12 protein-coding genes are annotated in these 15,322 nt (G+C 70.5%); 9 read left to right on the top strand and 3 right to left on the bottom strand.

Annotated features, from left to right (window positions below):
* Window positions 1-16: 16 nt before the first annotated feature.
* Window positions 17-370 carry a YybH family protein gene (locus DSC45_RS08895; protein ID WP_205571284.1) on the bottom strand — a complete coding sequence of 118 codons (354 nt, stop codon included), beginning with the start codon at window positions 368-370 and terminating at the stop codon, window positions 17-19.
* Between the two features lie 63 nt (window positions 371-433).
* Here DSC45_RS08895 and DSC45_RS08890 point away from each other — a divergent pair, with 63 nt between their 5' ends.
* Window positions 434-1,408: a helix-turn-helix transcriptional regulator gene (locus DSC45_RS08890; RefSeq protein ID WP_119288831.1), complete on the top strand. Its 975-nt coding sequence runs from the start codon at window positions 434-436 to the stop codon at window positions 1,406-1,408.
* Here DSC45_RS08890 and DSC45_RS08885 read toward each other — a convergent pair.
* On the bottom strand, window positions 1,390-2,448 hold the full coding sequence (locus DSC45_RS08885; protein WP_119289212.1) for a LacI family DNA-binding transcriptional regulator: 1,059 nt from the start codon (window positions 2,446-2,448) through the stop codon (window positions 1,390-1,392). The genes DSC45_RS08890 and DSC45_RS08885 overlap by 19 nt on opposite strands.
* A gap of 378 nt (window positions 2,449-2,826) precedes the next feature.
* Here DSC45_RS08885 and DSC45_RS08880 point away from each other — a divergent pair, with 378 nt between their 5' ends.
* The 8 genes from DSC45_RS08880 to DSC45_RS08845 all read left to right on the top strand — a co-directional run bounded on the left by DSC45_RS08880 (window position 2,827) and on the right by DSC45_RS08845 (window position 14,820).
* Entirely contained in the window at window positions 2,827-4,110 is a 1,284-nt protein-coding gene (locus tag DSC45_RS08880) for an ABC transporter substrate-binding protein (protein ID WP_119288830.1), read from the top strand.
* Window positions 4,111-4,121: 11 nt separating this feature from the next.
* On the top strand, window positions 4,122-5,084 hold the full coding sequence (locus DSC45_RS08875; protein WP_240434543.1) for a carbohydrate ABC transporter permease: 963 nt from the start codon (window positions 4,122-4,124) through the stop codon (window positions 5,082-5,084).
* A 59-nt stretch (window positions 5,085-5,143) separates the two neighbouring features.
* Entirely contained in the window at window positions 5,144-5,995 is an 852-nt protein-coding gene (locus tag DSC45_RS08870; protein WP_240434564.1) for a carbohydrate ABC transporter permease, read from the top strand.
* 62 nt (window positions 5,996-6,057) lie between these two features.
* The gene (locus tag DSC45_RS08865; protein ID WP_240434542.1) at window positions 6,058-7,377 is read left to right on the top strand and encodes a glycoside hydrolase 5 family protein; all 1,320 of its coding nucleotides are present in this window, start codon (window positions 6,058-6,060) and stop codon (window positions 7,375-7,377) included.
* Between the two features lie 31 nt (window positions 7,378-7,408).
* Window positions 7,409-9,433 carry an endo-beta-N-acetylglucosaminidase gene (locus DSC45_RS08860; protein WP_119288826.1) on the top strand — a complete coding sequence of 675 codons (2,025 nt, stop codon included), beginning with the start codon at window positions 7,409-7,411 and terminating at the stop codon, window positions 9,431-9,433.
* A 30-nt stretch (window positions 9,434-9,463) separates the two neighbouring features.
* Window positions 9,464-12,514: an alpha-mannosidase gene (locus tag DSC45_RS08855; protein WP_119288825.1), complete on the top strand. Its 3,051-nt coding sequence runs from the start codon at window positions 9,464-9,466 to the stop codon at window positions 12,512-12,514.
* Window positions 12,515-12,886: 372 nt separating this feature from the next.
* Complete coding sequence (locus DSC45_RS08850) at window positions 12,887-14,236, top strand: NsdA family TPR-like regulatory protein (RefSeq protein WP_119288823.1); 1,350 nt, start codon at window positions 12,887-12,889, stop codon at window positions 14,234-14,236.
* A 53-nt stretch (window positions 14,237-14,289) separates the two neighbouring features.
* Window positions 14,290-14,820 (top strand): NUDIX hydrolase, encoded by a 531-nt coding sequence (locus DSC45_RS08845; protein WP_119288821.1) that lies wholly within the window; start codon window positions 14,290-14,292, stop codon window positions 14,818-14,820.
* A gap of 72 nt (window positions 14,821-14,892) precedes the next feature.
* On the opposite strand, the gene DSC45_RS08840 is transcribed toward DSC45_RS08845, so the two are convergent.
* Complete coding sequence (locus DSC45_RS08840; protein ID WP_119288819.1) at window positions 14,893-15,150, bottom strand: hypothetical protein; 258 nt, start codon at window positions 15,148-15,150, stop codon at window positions 14,893-14,895.
* Window positions 15,151-15,322: the final 172 nt, after the last annotated feature.

The following is a 15,322-nucleotide window of genomic DNA, read 5'->3' as shown; positions in this document are numbered from 1 at the left end:
CCGTTGCGACGTCCTGTTACGACACCAGTGACGGCTGGTCCGCGGCCCACAGCCACGACCCGTCCGCTTGGCGACGGGCGATCTCGACCGTCACTTCGCCGTCGGTCAGGGTCGCAGCCGTCAGTGCCAAGTCACCGGCCACCAGCGCCGGGTGCTGTCTGCCCGGTGAGAGCACCGGCGCGGCTGCGACGAACTGCTCGTACACCTTGCGGATCTCTACGTGCCCGGTCGCGAGGTTGCCCGGCGGGAAGGCCAGCACGGCGTCCGGTTCGTACAACGCCACCAGTCCGTCGACGTCGCCCGCATTGGCGCGCTCGATGAAGTACCTGCCCAAGTCGTTCGGCTCCGTGGCCACTTGCTTCTCTGTCATGCCGGTAAGCCTCGCAACGCATACACGACACCTCCTGTCACGTATCCCGGTAAGGTTTTTCGCATGCGCGCCGACCGGTTGGTCTCGCTGGTACTGCTGCTGCGACAGCATGGCCGTCTCTCCGCGACCGCGCTCGCCCGCGAGCTCGAGGTGTCGACCCGGACCGTGCTGCGCGACATCGAGGCGCTGTCCGCAGCAGGCATCCCGGTCTACGCCGAGCGTGGCCGGCACGGCGGCTTCGCCTTGCTGCCAGGATTGCGCACCGAGCTCACCGGTCTGAACCACGAAGAGGCGCTGGCCCTGCTGGTCGCCGGATCGCGGCGCGGCGCGCAGGCGTTCGGTCTCGGTTCGGCGCTGGCGTCGGCGATGCTCAAGGTCGTCGACGCGCTGCCCGAGAGCTACCGGGACTCCGCGGCGGGCGCGGCGCAACGCTTGCTCGTCGACCCGGAGACCGACCTCCTCTCGCGCCGCCTTGTCGCCGATGAGGTGCCCGACGCCGTCCTGGGCGAGGTCAGGGGCGCGGTGCTGGCCGGACACAAACTGCGTATCCGCTACGCGGCCGTGGACCAGCCGCCGAAGTGGCGCACCCTGGACCCGATCGGTCTGATCACCGTGCGCGAGCAGGGCTACTTGCTGGCCACCAGGTCCGGTGCGGACCGTACGTACCGCCTGTCCCGGGTCCTGGCCGCCGAGGAGCTCACCGAACCGGCAGAGCGACCGGGCGAGGTCGATCTGGACCGGGTCTGGCAGGAACGCAGCATCCGGTTCAAGGCCGGCGGCGACCAAGTCACCGTGCTGGTGCGGGTGGACGCGGCGCGGCGGGAGGAGCTGGTGGGTACCGCACTGGCCGTGCACGCCGAAGAACGGGAAGCGGACGGACGGCTGCGGCTCGAGGTGAGCTTCCAGGACCGAAGGCACGCCGAATGGGCACTGTGGCAGCTCGCCACCGATGCGGAGGTCCTGGAGCCGCCGTGGTTGCGCACCTCGTTGCGTGACCGCGCCGCCGTGATCGCCGACCGCTACGACGCGTCCGGCTGACCCGGGGGAGTCGCAGGGGCCTGCCCCCCGCCGCCGGAGACGAGCCCCGTGCTCTCCCGTTCGATCAGTGCCGGCAGCGGGACCTGGACGGTGCGCTCGGGGCCGCCGTCGAGCAGGGCGGTGAGTTCCTGGGCGGCGAGGCGGCCGAAGGCGAGGGTGTCCCGGGAGAGCGCCGTGAGCCAGGGGTGGACCATGCGGCAGAGTACGGAGTCCTCCCAGGACACGATCGACACGTCGGTGGGGATGCCGCGGGCGAGCCCCGCGGTGACGGCGGCGCCGGCGGCGGCCATCACGTCGTTGTCGTAGATCAGGGCGGTGGGCGGGTCGGTCTCCTCCAGGACGCGGCGGGTCACCGTGGCGCCCTCGGTGTCGGAGTAGTCCGTGGTGACCGACCGGGCGCCGGTCAGTCCCCGGCGGCCGGCCTCCTCGCGCAGGGTGCGGATACGCCGCTCGGTGTGGGCGAGTGAGTCGAGGCCCGCGATGTGCACGATACGGCGGTGGCCGAGGTCGTAGAGCCTGCCGACGACGGCGGCCATGGCGCCGACGTCGTCCGCGCGGATCTGGGAGAGACCCGCATGCGGATCGTCGCCCGGCAGGCCGCCGATGACCACCCCGGGCAGGGCGAGTTCGGCGAGCAGGGCAGGTCTCGGGTCGTCGACCCGCGGATCGACCACCAGGACGCCGTCCACGCGGTGCTCGGCCCACCAGCGCCGGTAGACCGCGCACTCGGCCTCGACGTCGTCCACCACCTGGAAGAGCAGGCCGAGTCGGCGTTCGGCGAGCACCTCCTGGATCCCCGAGATCAACTGCAGGAAGAACGAATCGACGCCGAGTGTCTGCGCGGGTCTGGCCACCACGAGGCCGACCGTCGCCGAGCCCTCCCCGGACAGCGCCCGTGCGGCGGTGCTCGGGTGCCAGCCCAACTGCGCGGCCACGCGCCGGATTCGGTCGCGGGTTACCTCGGACACCCCTGGGCGGTCGTTGAGCGCGAACGAGACTGCGCTCTCCGAGACTCCGGCCCGCTGGGCTATGTCCTTCATCGTCGGCCTGCGCGCGGCGGTGCGGCGGGACGGCGGAATGTCCCTGGCGGACGGGGAGTTCGCTGCCACCCGTGCCCCTTTCCCCGTTGGTCCTGCGCATCGTAAGGCTTTGAGCGGCTCCGGTCGAGAGGCGTGCGCCGTCTGACTAATGCGCTTGAGTCGGGGACTCTAAAGCGCATTAGTCAGAGCTGGCAATCCCGCAAAACGGCTGCTCTGACCTGCAGTTGTGTCAGACAGTAAAGCTTTTGCCGGTGAATCTGTTGACTTTCTCCCGGGCCGCCGTGCAAGGTCTGCTTCGAACGCAGTCGGCGGTTCTTCGTCACCGCCCTGGCGTCCCTTCCGTCCGCACGCCTGGTCCGAACTAAGGAGCCGTTCACCGTGCGTATCTCCCGCAGGGCCCTCGCCACTGCCGCCGCACTCGCCACCGTCCTGCCACTCAGCGCCTGCGGCGGTTCCGACTCCGGGTCGAGCGACGCCTCCGGCAAGGTCGAGGGCAAGATCACCTTCCAGACCTGGAACCTGAAGGCGGAGTTCAAGGACTACTTCAACGGGGTCATCGCCGACTTCGAGAAGAAGAACCCCGGCACCGAGGTGGAGTGGGTCGACCGGCCGGCCGAGGGATACGCCGACAAGATCAGCGCCGACGCGGCGGGCGGCACCCTGCCCGACGTCGTCAACGTCTCCCCGGACCTGGTCGCCCCGCTCGCCAAGGCCGGCCTCGCCCTCGACCTCGACGAGGCCGCGTCGAAGTACCGCAAGGAGTACCTGGACGGCGCCTGGAAGAGCCATCAAATACCGGGCACGGACGGCACGTTCGCCTTCCCCTGGTACCTGAACACCGGCCCGGTCTTCTACAACAAGAAGCTCTTCGAGGACGCCGGACTCGACCCGGACAAGCCCCCGAAGACGTACGACGACGTCTTCGACGCGGGCACCGAGCTGGCGAAGAACAGCAAGGGCAAGGTCGCCGCCCTCGCCAACGTCCCGGCCATCGAGGACTTCGGCCGCTACGGCGTCCCGCTGATGAACAAGGAAGGCACCGGCTTCACCTTCAACGACGCCAAGGGCGTCGAACTCCTCACCCGCTACAAGAAGTTGTACGACGCGAAGGGCCTCGACGGGCAGGCGCTGACCGCGACCCCGGAGTCGGCGGGCCACAAGTTCCTGACCCAGTCCGTGGCGATGAACCCGGGCAGCGCCCTCGACCTGGAGAACTTCAAGAAGGACGCCCCGAGTCTGTACAAGAACATCGGCATCACCGACCAGATCAGCAGCACCGGCAAGGCCAACATGTACGTCATGGGCGTGATGGTGAACTCCCAGACGAAGCAGAAGCCCGCGTCCGTCGCCTTCGCGCACTTCGTGACGGACAAGACCCGGCAGATGCAGTTCGCCGAGCAGGTCGCCGTCTTCCCGAGCACCCGTGGCTCCCTGGACGACCCGTACTTCAGCAAGCAGGACGGCACCGACGAGACAAAGGTCAGGATCGCCGCCGCCGAGTCCCTGAAGACGGCGGAGAACTACACACCGGTGCTGTTCAGCGAGCAGATGAAGGTCGAGCTCAAGAACGAGGTGGCCAAGGCCCTGCAGGGCAAGCAGAGCCCGAAGGCGGCACTGGACAACGCTGTCAAGACCTGTGACCGCCTGCTGAAGCAGAGCTGAGCCGCCGCGTCATGAAGACCCCCACCGCCACCCGGGCGACCTCCCCGGACCCGACCGCCGAGGACTCTGCCCAGCACAGTACGGGCGGCCGTCCCGAGCGCCGGATCAGACGTCAACTACCGGCCAGCCCCTGGCTGTTCGCGGCGCCCGGACTGCTCGTCATCGGCGTGTTCATCCTGTATCCGTTCCTGAGCACCCTGGTCAACGCGTTCACGGACAAGCGGACCCTGATCCCCGGCGAGTTCGTCGGACTCGCCAACTTCCGTGAACTGCTGCACGACGACATGTTCTGGATCGGCCTGCGCAACAGCACCCTGTACGTCCTCGTCGTCGTCCCCGCCCTGGTACTGCTGCCGCTGCTGCTCGCCATGCTGGTGCAGAAGCACATCCCCGGCATCACCTTCTTCCGCTCCGCGTTCTACACCCCGGTGGTCGCCTCCATCGTGGTGGTCGGCCTGATCTGGGTCTGGATGCTGGACGACCGCGGGCTCGTCAACGCCGTACTGGAAGCGGTCGGTGTCGGCAAGGTCGGCTTCCTCAGTGACCAGTGGCTGCTGCTGTTCAGCGCGATGGGCGTGACGGTCTGGAAGGGCCTCGGCTACTACATGATCATTTATCTGGCCGCGCTCGCGAACGTGCCGCGTGAGCTGCACGAAGCGGCCGCGGTCGACGGAGCGGGCGCGGTACGCCGCTTCCTCACCGTCACCGTGCCCGCGGTCCGCTCCACGATGGTCCTGGTCGGGGCGCTCGCCTCGGTGGCCGCCTTCAAGGTGTTCTCCGAGGTGTACCTGATGGCCGGGCCCACCGGCGGCCCTGCCGGCGAGGACACCACTCTCGTGATGCTCGTGCAGCGCGTCGGCACCGGGCTCTCCGGCCGGGTCGGCTACGCCTCCGCCATCTCCGTCGTCGTCTTCGTCGTCACCGTCGCGCTGATGCTGCTCGTCCTGCGCGCCGACCGCAAGGAGGACGCGTGACCACCGCGCCCACGCACCCTGCCACCGAGCCGACCGAACGGCGGCGCACCCCCCGGGTCCTGCGGATCACCGACGAGAACGGCAAACGGGTCCCGCTCTGGCAGCTTGCCGTGCGCTACGTGCTGCTGATCGCCGTACTCGCCCTGATGGTCGGCCCGTTCCTGTGGCAGCTGTCCACATCGCTCAAGGGGCCGCACGAGGACATCTTCAGCTCGCCGCCCGAGTTCCTGCCCAGCGACCCGACCTTCGGGAACTACGGCCGGGTCGCCGACACCATCCCCGTATGGGACTACGCCCTGAACTCGCTGAAGGTCGCCGTCACCAACGTGCTGACCAACTGCGTCGGCGCCGCACTCGCCGGCTACGCCCTGGCCCGGATGCGCTACCGCGGACGCAAGGCCGTGCTGCTCGCCTTCATCCTGGCGATGCTGGTGCCCGTGGAGGGCATCATCATCGCCCAGTTCACGACCATGCGGGACCTGGGCCTCAACAACACCCTGATCGCCGTACTGCTGCCCGGCTGCGTCAGCGCGCTCAACGTCCTGCTGATGCGCAACGCCTTCCTCAACCTGCCCCAGGAGGTGGAGGAAGCGGCCTTCGTGGACGGCGCCAACGTCTGGCAGCGCTTCGTCCGTATCGCCCTGCCCGCGGTCAAGGGCACCCTCGCCGTCGTCGCGATCTTCTCCTTCATGGGCGCCTGGGACGACTTCCTGTGGCCGCTGATCGTGCTGTCCGACCCGGAGAACTTCACCCTGACCATCGGACTGAACTATCTGCACGGCACCTTCGCCAACGACGAACGCCTCGTCGCGGCGGGCACCATCATCGCCGTGCTTCCGCTGATCGTCCTCTTCGCCTGCCTGCAGCGGTTCTTCTTCCGCGGCGTCGGCGAGGGAGCGGTGAAGGGCTGACGCCGCACGTACAGGCCCCGCCCCGCCGACCACCACCACGAGATTCGGGACACCACTTCTCCATGAGTTCCACCGCGCCGCGTTTCGGCGTCAACTACACGCCCAGCCAGGGCTGGTTCCACCACTGGCTCGACTTCGACCTCGACGCCGTACGCACCGATCTGGACCAGATCGCCGGGCTCGGCCTCGACCACATCCGGGTCTTCCCGCTCTGGCCGCTCTTCCAGCCCAACCGCACCCTGATCCGTCCCGCAGCCGTCGACCAGCTCGTCCAGCTCGTCGACGCAGCCGCCGAACGCGGCCTCGACGTGAACGTCGACGGCCTTCAGGGCCACCTCTCCAGCTTCGACTTCCTGCCCGCATGGACCCAGACCTGGCACCGGCGCAACCTCTTCACCGATCCGGACGTCGTCTCCGGGCAGGCCGCGTACCTGCGCACTCTCGCCGAGGCCCTCGCAGACCGGCCCCACTTCCTCGGAATGACGCTCGGCAACGAGGTCAACCAGTTCGCCTCTGGACCGCACCCCGACCCGGACCGCATCACGGTGGACCAGGCCGAGCACTGGCTGCGCACCCTGCTCGACGCCTGTGAGCAGGGCGCACCTGGCCGCCTCCATCTGCATGCCGCCTACGACGCCGCCTGGTACCAGGACGACCAGCCCTTCACACCGGCCCAGGCTGCCAGGATCGGCGCGCTCACGGCCGTGCACTCCTGGGTGTTCAACGGCACCGCCCAGCGGCACGGGCGCACCGGGGTGGCCACCGAACAGCACGCCGCCTATCTCGTCGAGCTGTCCAAGGCATGGGCCCTGGAGCCGGATCGCCCGGTCTGGCTGCAGGAGGTCGGCGCCCCGGCCCCGCTGATCTCCGCCGAGCACGCCGCCACCTTCACCACCGCGACCGTGACGGCCGCCCTGGACTGCCCGGACCTGTGGGGCGTCACCTGGTGGTGCTCGCACGACGTGTCACGGTCGCTGGCCGACTTCCCCGAACTCGAGTACAGCCTCGGCCTGTTCACCAACGACGGCCGGGTCAAGCCGGCCGGTCGGGCCATCGCGGATCTCGTCGCGGAACAGCGGGACCGACGGCACATCGCCGCCCCCCGCACCACGGCCCTGATCGTCGACGCCGGCGACGAGAGCGCCGCGCCTCGGCGTTCGGTCTGCGCTCCAGGCGGCGCCGTCTTCGAGGCCTTCGCCCGCCTCACCGCCGACGGTGCCCGGCCCACCACCGTCCTCGCCGACCGCGCCACCGACCCCGCCCACCTGGCCGCCCGCGGCATCACCGAGGTGGTCACCCCCGAACAGGCAGGCGCCCTCGACGTTTCGCCCCGCACCACCGACGAACCCGCGCCCCAGCGCCCCCTGCGCACCGCACCGTAAGCCGTCCACGAACGATACGGAGCACACCCGCATGCCCCACCGGCCCAGCAGACGAACCGTCCTCGTGGCCTCCGCCGCGGCCCTCACCGCCCCCTTCGTACCCACCGCCGCGTCGGCGGCACCCGGGGCTCGCGCCGCGCTGCCCGGTCAGCCGTACGCCTCGTACTGGTACCCGGACTCGCTGCCGGACGGCAGCCCAGGTGACGGAATCACCTGGCGGAGCCTGAAGACATGGCGCGCGGAAGACGACCCGGACCTGGCCTCGAACCGCGCGGCCGTGCCCCTCGCCCGGCGCTTCACCCCGACCCCGGTGAACCCCACCGCCCGTGCCGACCAGGCCCGCATCCAGTCCCTGGTCTCGTTCGCCGACACCGCGGCCAACCCCGCCCAGGGCTCGCCCACCGCCGACTACTACGCCACCACCCACTGGGGCTACGTCGACGAACTGGTCTTCTGGGGCGGCTCGTCCGCGGAGGGCCTGATCGTCGCACCCAACGCGCCGGTCGTGGACGCCGCCCACCGGCACGGGGTGCCCGTCCTCGGCTCGGTGTTCCTGCCCCCGGTGGCGTACGACGGCGACCTGCAGTGGACCCGCGACCTGGTCCAGAAGGACTCCGAGGGGCACTTCCCGATCGCCGACCGGCTGGCCGCCGTCGCCGCCGCGTACGGCTTCGACGGCTGGTTCATCAACGCGGAGACCGACGGCGGCGACCAAGAGCTCGCCGCCGACATGACCGCCTTCGTCGCCGAGCTGAAGCGGCTCGGCGCGGAACACGGCGGGCGGGTGTGCTGGTACGACTCCATGACCGTCGACGGCTCGGTGAACTGGCAGGATGCGCTCAACGACCGCAACCAGCCGTTCTTCGAGGCCGCGAGCAGCATGTTCCTGAACTTCAACTGGACGCCGCAGGACCTCACCTCCTCCGGCCGGCTCGCCGGACGACTCGACCGCGGCCGCTACGAGTTGTGGGCCGGAGTCGACGTGGAGGGCGACGGCTGGGACAAGTCCGTCGACTGGGACGCCCTCCTGCCGTCCGATAGGGACCACACGGCGTCCCTCGGCTTCTATCGGCCCGAGTGGACCCGCAACCACCTGCCCGAGGACCGCACTCCCGAGCAGTTCCACGCCGCCGACGCCCGCTTCTGGAGCGGCCGTTCACTCGATCCGTCACGCCCCGACACCGACGACCCGTGGCGCGCGCCCGCGCTCGCCGTCGCCGACCGGTCCACCGTCGACGCCCTGCCGTTCGCCACCGCCTTCAACACCGGCCACGGGCTGCGCTGGTACGAGAACGGCGAGATCACCTCGAAGACACCCTGGAACCATCTCGGCCTGCAGGACCGCATGCCGTCCCGCCAGTGGGTCCTGCGTACCGAAGGCACCCGTCCGGAGGCCGCCTTCGACTTCGCCGACGCCTGGCACGGCGGCAGCAGCCTGCTCGTCGACGGCGCACTCGACGCACCCGTGACGCTGGACCTGTACGCCACCCGCCTGTCGCTCACCGAGGGCACGGTCGTCGAACTCACCCACCGCACCGACACGGGCCGCGTCGCGCTCGAACTCGCCGTCGCCACGGGCGAACCCGAGGCCCCCGGCGAGCCCCACCCCTACACGTATCTGCCGGTGGAGCACACCTCCGGTGGCGACTGGACCACCTCGACCGTGCGCCTTACCGGCCTCACAGGCACGGTGCACGCGCTCGGCGTGCGGCTCACCGGCAGCGGAGCGGTCGCCTGGCGGCTCGGCGCGCTCGCGATGCGAAGCGGCGACCCGCAGGAACCGGCAGCCCCCGCCGAACTACGCGTCGAGCCGGCCGCCGGCGACGGACTCTGCTTCGCCTGGCGCGGCGCGACCGGGCCGGTACGGCACTACGACGCCCTGCACCGCGTCCTGTCCGACGGCACCCGGCGCTTCCTCGGCGCCACCTGCCAGCAGGCCTTCTTCGCTGCCGACGTCACGCCCGAACAGGGCGAGAACGAGGCCCGGTTCGAACTGCGCACGGTGGGGGAGCTGTACGGCACATCCCCCGCCACCATCGCCGTCCATCCCTGGTGACAGACACCACCGACCCCCGGAGCATCCCTCATGCATGACGACCGCACCCTGGTCGAGGCCCGACTCGAGCGCGTCCTCGACGAGCGCATCCGCCCCGCCGTGTACCCGGATTCGATCCCGCTCCAGGTCGCCGTGTGGAACGCGCCCGGCGAGCCCGTGCCGGTCGCCGAAGGCCTCGCCGCCGTGCCCGAACCGATCGCGGTCGGCGAGCGGTGGGGTGCTCCGTGGGGCACCAGCTGGTTCCGCGTCACCGGCACCGTGCCTGCCGAGTGGGCGGGCCGCACCGTCGAGGCGCTCCTCGACCTCGGCTTCGACGAGAACATGCCCGGCTTCCAGTGCGAGGGGCTGGTCTACCGGCCCGACGGCAGCCCGGTGAAGGGCCTCAACCCGCGCAACCAGTGGGTACGCATCGGCGCTCCCGTCGACGGCGGCGAGGAGGTGCGCCTGCACATCGAGGCCGCCTCCAACCCGGTCATCCTCGACTACCACCCCTTCCTGCCCACTCAGCTCGGCGACAAGGACACCGCCGGCAGCGACCCGCAGTACAAACTGACCCGGATGGACCTCGCCGTCTTCGACGACTCCGTCTGGCAGCTCGTCCAAGACCTCGAAGTCCTGGGCGAGTTGATGGCGGAACTACCCGTGGACAGTGCGCGGCGCTGGGAGCTGCTGCGCGCCGTCGACCGCGCCCTCGACGCCGTCGACCTGCAGGACGTGAACGGCACCGCCGCCGCCGCGCGCGAGCAGCTCACCGAGGTGCTCACCACTCCCGCCCAGCCGTCCGCGCACCGCATCAGCGCGGTCGGTCACGCGCACATCGACTCCGCCTGGCTGTGGCCGCTGCGCGAGACGGTGCGCAAGGTCGCCCGTACGACCTCCAACATGACCGCGCTCCTGGAGGACGAGCCGGACTTCGTCTTCGCGATGTCGCAGGCGCAGCAGTTCGCCTGGATCAAGGAGCACCGTCCGGAGGTGTACGAGAAGGTCAAGGCGGCTGTCGCCGAGGGCCGTTTCGTGCCGGCCGGCGGTATGTGGGTGGAGTCGGACACGAACATGCCGGGTTCCGAGGCGATGGCGCGGCAGTTCGTGCACGGCAAGCGGTTCTTCCTCGACGAGTTCGGGATCGAGAACGACGAGGCGTGGCTGCCCGACACCTTCGGATTCGCCGCCGGACTCCCGCAGATCATCAAGGCGGCCGGCTCCAAGTGGCTGCTCACCCAGAAGATCTCCTGGTCGCAGACGAACAAGTTCCCGCACCACACCTTCCAGTGGGAGGGCATCGACGGCACCCGGATCTTCACGCACTTCCCGCCCGTCGACACCTACAACTGCTCCATGAAGGGCAGCGAGATCGCCCACGCGGCGAAGAACTTCAAGGACAAGGGCGTCGCCCGGCACTCCCTCGCCCCGACCGGCTGGGGCGACGGCGGCGGAGGTACCACCCGGGAGATGGTCGCCAAGGCCGCTCGGATGCGGAACCTCGAGGGCTCGGCGACCGTGCAGTGGGAGACCCCCGAGGAGTTCTTCACCAAGGCCGAGGCCGAGTACGTCAATCCGCCGGTGTGGGTGGGCGAGCTGTACCTGGAACTGCACCGCGCCACGCTCACCAGCCAGGCGAGGACCAAGCAGGGCAACCGGCGCAGCGAGCACCTGCTGCGCGAGGCCGAGCTGTGGGCCGCGACCGCCTCGGTCCGGACCGGGTTCCCCTACCCGTACGAGCAGTTGGACCGGCTCTGGAAGACGGTGCTGCTGCATCAGTTCCACGACATCCTGCCCGGCTCCTCCATCGCCTGGGTGCACCGCGAGGCGGAGAGGACGTACGCCGCGGTGGCCGAGGAGCTGAACGGCATCGTGGACGCCGCCCAGTGCGCGCTCGCGGGGGAGGGCACGCGCACGCTCACCTTCAACTCCGCTCCGCATGCCCGCACCGGAGTCCCCGCGGGCGGCGCCGCGGCGGCCACGGTCGACGGCGAGAGCGCGATCACCGACCGGCCCGGCGGCGGGCACATCCTGGACAACGGACTTCTGCGTGTCGAGATCGACGCCCGCGGACTCGTCGTCTCCGCCTACGACCAGGAGCACGAGCGCGAGACCGTGGCACCCGGCAGCGCCGCGAACCTGCTCCAGATCCACCCCGACTTCCCGAACATGTGGGACGCCTGGGACGTGGACGAGTTCTACCGCAACACGGTCACCGACCTCACCGCCCTCGACGAGATGACCGCGCTCACCGGCGCGGACGGCACACCCGCGGTCCGTGTCGTGCGTGCCTTCGGCGACTCGCGGGTCACCCAGGTGCTCGCGCTGCCGTCCGGCGTCAAGCGCCTGGACATCGACACCGAGGTCGACTGGCACGAGACGGAGAAGTTCCTCAAGGCCGCCTTCCCGCTCGACCTGCACGCCGAGCGGTACGCCTCCGAGACGCAGTTCGGGCACTTCTACCGGGCCACCCACACCAACACCAGTTGGGAGGCGGCCAAGTTCGAGGCCTGCAACCACCGCTTCGTACACCTGGAGGAGCCCGGCTGGGGCGTGGCGCTCGTCAACGACTCGACGTACGGCCACGATGTGACCCGTACCGTGCGGGCCGCCGACGCGGCCGCCGGGGTGCGGCGGGGGACGACCACGACCGTCCGGGTCTCGCTGCTGCGCGCGCCCCGCTTCCCGGACCCGGAGACCGACCAGGGGCTGCACCGGTTCCGGCACGCCCTGGTGCCGGGCGCGACGATCTCGGATGCGGTACGTGAGGGCTTCCGCACGAACCTGCCCGAGCGGCGGGTGTCCGGTGGCTCCGAGGTGGCCCCGCTGGTGACGGTCGACGACGACGCGGTGGTGGTCAGCGCGGTGAAGCTCGCGGACGACGCGAGCGGTGACGTGGTGGTGCGGCTCTACGAGTCGACCGGGGGCCGCGCACGGGTGCGGCTGAACACCGGCTTCCCGGTCACCGGGGTGGTGGCGACCGACCTGTTGGAGCGGCCGCTCCCCGACGTCCAGGTGCCCGAACCGTCTGACGGTGCCGTGCCGTTGGACCTGCGGCCGTTCGAGCTGGTCACGTTGCGGCTGAGTCGCGCGACGCGCTGACCCGAGGCGTACTGATCCGGGGCGGGCCGCCGCAGTCATGGAGGCATCGGCAAGCCCGCCCCCGGTCACCCGCCGACGCGGCCGGCGTCGCCCGTCGGCTGCGTTGGAGATCGGCAGGCGGCCCGACGGACGACGTGGAGTGGGCCGCCGCACTGTACGAGGGGGAGCCGGCGGCCCCGGCCGCCTCTGACGAGGCCGGCGGGTCCGGCTCGGGGGAGCCGGACGGTGGGGGGATTTTCGAGGTTTCCCAAGTGAACCGGCCCTGAGGTCCGCAGGGCAGCGCGTGAGCCCTCCGGTCGCGGGCACTTGGTTCGCACCCCGTGTGAAAGCGGGTCGACTAGGCTCCTTGGCACCGAGTCTCCGGAGGGCCGCATGCAGCCCAACACCTTGCTCGATGCCATCCTCGACGAAGCCGGGATCTCGCACGCCGGCCTCGCCGCCCACGTCAACCAGGCAGGCCGAGGCCGCGGGTTGCCGCTGCGCTACGAACACACCGCCGTGGCCCGCTGGTTGAAGGGGCAGCGCCCGCGCGGCCAGGTGCCGGACCTGATCTGCGAGGTGCTCGCGGAGCGACTGCACCGCCCGGTCACCCTCGACGACATCGGCCTCGGCGTACCGGGAGGTCCCGCGGGCCGGTGGGACGGGGGCGGTTCCAGCCTGTCCGGTTTCGTCGAGCGCGCCACCGCCCTGTGGCGGTCCGACGAGCAGCAGCGCCCGCACATCCTGGGCGCCCCCGCCGTCACCGGCACCCCCGCGGTGATGCCGGTGTGGGAGTGGGAGAACCCGCCGGAGGACGTGGACGTCTCCCGCGGCGGACGCCAGCAGGTCAGCATGTCCGATATCGCCATGCTCCGTTCGGCGCGGGCCCACTACGAGCAGATGTACCGCAAGACGGGTGGCGTGGCGACCCGAGCCAGGATCATCCGCTTCCTGAACGCCGAGACCGCGCCGCTGCTGCGCGGCAGCTACTCGGACAACACCGGACGCCATCTGCACCGTGCGACGGGCGGCCTGGTGGCGGTCGCCGGCATCTGCGCCTACGACTCGGACGCCCACGGCCTGGCCCAGCGCTACTTCCACCAGGCGCTGCGGCTCGCCAAGGCCAGTGCGGACCGGGGGCTCGGTGCGTACGTCATCGCGCTGCTCGTCAACCAGTCCTTGTTCCAGCGGGAGTTCCGGCAGGCGGTGGCCTTCGCGGAGGCCGCACTCAGGGCCGCGGGCCGGGACATCACGCCCGCACTCGCCGCCGATCTGCACGCGATGCAGGCCAAGTCGTACGCCCACCTCGGCGACGGTTCGAGTGCGCTGGCCTGCATCAGGCGGGCCGAGTCGGCCGCCGACCGAATCCACCGCAGCAGGGAGCCCGACGAGACCGGCTACGTGCAGCCGGGCCTGGTCAATGTGCAGGTGGCGGAGGCGCTGTTGAGTCTCGGCGACCTCATCGCGGCCCGGGAACACGCGGCGGCCGCGGTGGACACTCCCGCTCACGACCGGGGGCGGGTACACCGGCTGGCGATGCTCACCCAGATCGAACTGCGGCAGGGCGAGGCCGACTTGGCGGTGGCGACCGCGGTCGAAATGGCCGAACAGGCACGGGGGATGGAGTCCCAGCGCCTGCGCGACCGACTGCGTTCGGTGCGCGAGCATCTGGTGCGCAACGGCTGTGCGGGCACCGACCAGGCGGCCGCTCTCATCGACGGAGCGCTGCGCGTGCCGCTGTGAACCGCTCGCCTGCTGGGATATTGCCCGTATCCCGGCGGAAGGTGGGCAGAACCGTGCAGTGGACGAAGCGAGACGAGCGGAACGTGTACGGGAACCGTTGGTTCCAGGTCAATCTCGCCGATGTGGAGCTGCCCGACGGGCGGCATCTCGATCATTTCGTGATCCGCCTGCGCCCGGTCGCGGTGGCCACGGTGGTGAACCCGGCGAACGAGGTACTGCTCCTGTGGCGGCACCGGTTCATCACCGACAGCTGGGGCTGGGAACTCGCGGCAGGGGTCGTCGAGGACGGTGAGGGCATCGCCACCGCGGCCGCCCGCGAGCTGGAGGAGGAGACCGGGTGGCGGCCGGGACCGCTCAGGCACCTGATGAGCGTCGAACCGTCCAACGGGCTCACGGACGCGCGCCACCACATCTACTGGTCCGAGGACGGCGACTACATCGGACCTCCCGAGGACGACTTCGAGTCGTCGCGCCGCGAGTGGGTGCCGCTCAAGCTGGTGCCCGACATGATCGCCCGCGGGGAGGTCCCGGCCGCCAACATGGCTGCCGCTCTGCTGCTCCTGCACCATCTGCGGCTCGGCTAGGGGCTGTCGGCGTCCGACCATCGACGGCGCGCCCTGCGGTGCTCGCCCAACAGCGGCGCACAGGACGGCACTTCAGTGCCCGGCGGCCTGCCATACCGCAACGACGAGCGCGCCGAGCGCAGCGAGCACCGCAAGTGCGGGCAATGGCCAGCGAGTTCGCTCCAGCGCGGCCACCCGGGCGCTCAGCTCCTCCAGATCCTTGGCGCATCGGTCGTCGCGCTGAGTGATCAGAGCGAGTCGGCCCTCGACGCGGGCGAGTCCCACATCGAGGCTGCGGCGCAACTCTGCGTGTTCTTCCGGGACCACGGGATGCTCCGGGTCGGCGGTCACGGGGGTGCTCCTCTCGGGTCGGGATCCTGCTGCCGTACGCACCGCTGTTCGCCGGCGCACGCACAGTCAACTCGGCTGGTGGGTGCGGCGGAAGTGTGTGCGCGGGGCATATGCGTGTACCGCGGCGCGCACACCGTGTGAACCGGCGGCGCCCGGTGTGCGCGGCAGGGCG

This window comes from Streptomyces sp. YIM 130001 (assembly GCF_003574445.1).
In the GTDB taxonomy this organism is placed as follows: Bacteria; Actinomycetota; Actinomycetes; order Streptomycetales; family Streptomycetaceae; genus Streptomyces.
Note: the sequence above shows the minus strand (reverse complement) of the source record. Positions and strands in the feature narration are given on the sequence as shown.